Origin of the sequence: Stenotrophomonas sp. Sm6012, assembly GCF_030985895.1 — a bacterium.
GTDB lineage: Bacteria > Pseudomonadota > Gammaproteobacteria > Xanthomonadales > Xanthomonadaceae > Stenotrophomonas > Stenotrophomonas forensis.
In genome coordinates this window covers 1-2,906 of sequence record NZ_JAPTFX010000250.1, presented here as the reverse complement: position 1 = coordinate 2,906, position 2,906 = coordinate 1, and the positions used below count along the sequence as shown (strand labels likewise).

Annotated in this window: 3 protein-coding genes; 1 reads left to right on the top strand and 2 read right to left on the bottom strand. The window is 67.2% G+C overall.

Annotation, left to right across the window (positions count from 1 at the left end):
* Positions 1-276: 276 nt before the first annotated feature.
* Both O0J73_RS22060 and hisS read right to left on the bottom strand, forming a co-directional pair.
* On the bottom strand, positions 277-573 hold the full coding sequence (locus O0J73_RS22060) for a hypothetical protein (protein ID WP_271260403.1): 297 nt from the start codon (positions 571-573) through the stop codon (positions 277-279).
* Positions 570-1,967: a histidine--tRNA ligase gene (gene hisS, locus O0J73_RS22055; protein ID WP_006436591.1), complete on the bottom strand. Its 1,398-nt coding sequence runs from the start codon at positions 1,965-1,967 to the stop codon at positions 570-572. The genes O0J73_RS22060 and hisS overlap by 4 nt, the downstream gene beginning before the upstream one ends.
* A 126-nt stretch (positions 1,968-2,093) precedes the next feature.
* On the opposite strand from hisS, the gene O0J73_RS22050 reads away from it, so the two are divergent.
* Complete coding sequence (locus O0J73_RS22050; RefSeq protein ID WP_006436589.1) at positions 2,094-2,846, top strand: helix-turn-helix domain-containing protein; 753 nt, start codon at positions 2,094-2,096, stop codon at positions 2,844-2,846.
* Positions 2,847-2,906 lie beyond the last annotated feature (60 nt).

The following is a 2,906-nucleotide window of genomic DNA, read 5'->3' as shown; positions in this document are numbered from 1 at the left end:
AAGCGGGCTATCCGTGGGTTGGCGGGGTGGGTCCGGTTGAGGGGGACGCCGTAAATACGTCCATGTAGGCTTGGTCGCGGCATCCATGCCGCTCACACCCCTGCCACCGGCCCCACCCCGCCTTCGACAGTTTCCCGCGATCTTTCAGAACGGCGTGGGTCGGATCGAAACCGGCTTTTGTGGAGTCGAGCCATGCTCGACTGCTGTTCGCCCTGAAACGCAGAACGCCCACCAAAAGGCGGGCGCTCTTCTTTCAAATCAACAACCTGGCCCGACTCAGGGGTGGCAGCGCACTTCCGCCTGCAACGCCCCGCGCCGCAAGCATTCGCCGAACAGGCTGCCCTGCCGGCTTGGCAATGGCTGGATGTTCTCCAACGCCCCTGCGCCCGTCGGGCACTTCCGCGAGGCCAGCGCCCGCAGGTCCTGCTCCAGCTGCGCGCGATCGATCACATGGCAGCGATCGACCTGCAGCCGATAGTGCGCCGGCCCGATCCGTGTGCTGAGCAGCACCGGATCACTCTGGCAACCGGCCAGCAGGAGCGCGCTCAACGCTCCTGCGGCGGCTCGCTTCATGCCATCGCCTTCGACTGCTCCAGCTCCACCTGCAGCGTGCTGGCCAGCTCATCGCGCGACACTTCGAACTGCTGCTCACGCAGCAGGTCCTTCACCGCCACCACGCCGCGGGCCAGTTCGTCCTCGCCCGCCAGCACCACGAAGCGGATCCCGGCCTTGGCCGCGTACTGGAACTGCTTGCCGATCTTCTTCGGCTCCATCTGCACTTCGGTGTTGATGCCACCAGCACGCAGGCGGCGGGCGATATCCAGCGACTGCGGCATGCCCTGCTCGTCCATCAGCGCGACCAGCGCCTGCACGCTGCTGCCTTCGATGCCTTCGATCAGGCCAGCCTCGCGCAGCTGCCAGAACAGGCGCGACAGGCCGATGGAGATGCCCACGCCCGGCAGCTTGGACTTGCTGTAGTGGCTGGCCAGGTCTTCGTAACGGCCGCCCGAGCAGATCGAGCCGATCTGCGGGTGGTCGGTCAGCGTGGTCTCGTAGACGGTGCCGGTGTAGTAATCCAGGCCGCGGGCGATGGAGAAATTCAGGCAGTACGCGGTTTCCGGCACGCCCAGCGCCTGCACCAGCTGCAGCACTTCGCGCAGTTCGGCCACGCCGGTACGCAGGATCTCCGACGAACCGGCGTCGGTCTCCAGCGCAGCCAGCTGCGCGAGCGCATCGGCATGGCCCTGCGAACGCACGGCGACGAAGGCCAGGATCTTCTCGACCTGCTCGGCCGGAATGCCGAAGTCCTCGCCCACCAGCGTCTCGCGCACGTAGTCGGCACCGCGCTTGTCCAGCTTGTCCACTTCGCGCAGCACCGCCAGCTGGCGCTCGCCCTCGGCCACGCCCAGGCTCTCGAAGAATCCGCGCATCAGCTTGCGGTTGTTCAGCTGGATGCTGAAGTCACCGATGCGCAGTTCCGAGAACACCGCGTGGATGACCGCCAGCACTTCGGCATCGTAACGCACGCTCAGGCTGTCCTTGCCGATCACATCGATGTCGCACTGGTAGAACTCGCGGAAGCGGCCGCGCTGGGCACGCTCGCCGCGGTAGACCCGCTGCATCTGGTAGCGGCGGAACGGGAAGGTCAGCTCGTGTTCGTGCTCGGCCACGTAGCGCGCCAGCGGCACGGTGAGGTCGAAGCGCAGCGCCATTTCCGGCAGCGAGCGGTCGCCCGATTCGGCGGCATTGGCCAGCGCACCGGTGGACTGCACGAAGTACACCTGGCGCTCGGTCTCGCCACCGGACTTGGTCAGCAGCACGTCGGACAGCTCGAACACCGGCGTCTCCACCGGCAGGAACCCGAAGCGCTCGTAGTTGCGGCGGATCACGTCCAGCATGCGCTGGAACGCAATCTGCTCGCGCGGCAGCAGTTCAAGGGTGCCGGGCGGGGTACGGGGCTTGATCACGGGCGGAACTCCTGCTGGAACGGGACGTGGGAGGGGGCGACATTCTAGCGCCCCCGCCTCGGGCAGGGTCGAACGGCCGCTTGAAGTATCATAAGGCCCTCCCCGACCGCGATACGCCCCCGCAACATGTCACGGCCTTCCGGCGCTCCGCCCGCCAACAACGATCCCGCCTCGCCGTCCTGCCCCACGCTGGACTGCCTGCACTGCTCGGTTCGCCACCTGGCGGTGTGCTCGGCGCTGTCGCCCGACGAAGTGCAGGCGTTGGAGCAGGTCACTGTTTCACAGCAGGTCAGCATGGGCAGCACGCTGGCCCGCACCGGCGAAGAGCGTGACCATGTCTATACATTGACCGCCGGGGCGCTGCGCCTGGTGCGCACCCTGGCCGACGGCCGCCGCCAGATCAACGGTTTCGTGCTGCCCGGGGACTACCTCGGCCTCAGCAGCAGCGATCATCATCGCTACGACATCGAGGCCATCGCCGACAGCCGCGTGTGCCGCGTCGCACTGCCGCAGATGAAGGTGTTGCGCAGCCGTTTCCCGCACCTGGAGCGCAAGCTGCTGCAGCGCGCCTGCCAGGAGCTGGATGCCGCGCAGGACGCCGCATTGGCACTGGCGCGCCTGCAACCGGCCGAGAAGCTGGCCGACTTCCTGCTGCGCCTGGCCGCGCGCGAGGCCCGTCTTGGCGGCGACGGCCTGCGTGTGTCGTTGCCGATGGGCCGTGGCGACATCGCCGACCATCTCGGCCTGACCATGGAAACAGTCAGCCGTACCTTCACCAAGCTGCGCCAGCAGGGCCTGATCGCCCTGCCCCACCTGAACGTGGTGGAGATCCTCGACGAGGACGGGCTGCGCGAGCTGGCCGGTGAAGGGTTGATCTGACCGCAGTACGGTTGGTTGGGTTGCCGGCCAGCGGCCGGCTCTACCCGTGTCGTATCCATC

What these genes read in the sequence shown, in the direction of transcription:
- O0J73_RS22060 (WP_271260403.1), bottom strand. Translation starts at nt 573, where the DNA reads ATGAAGCGAGCCGCCGCAGGAGCGTTGAGCGCGCTCCTGCTGGCCGGT.
- O0J73_RS22050 (WP_006436589.1), top strand. Translation starts at nt 2,094, where the DNA reads ATGTCACGGCCTTCCGGCGCTCCGCCCGCCAACAACGATCCCGCCTCG.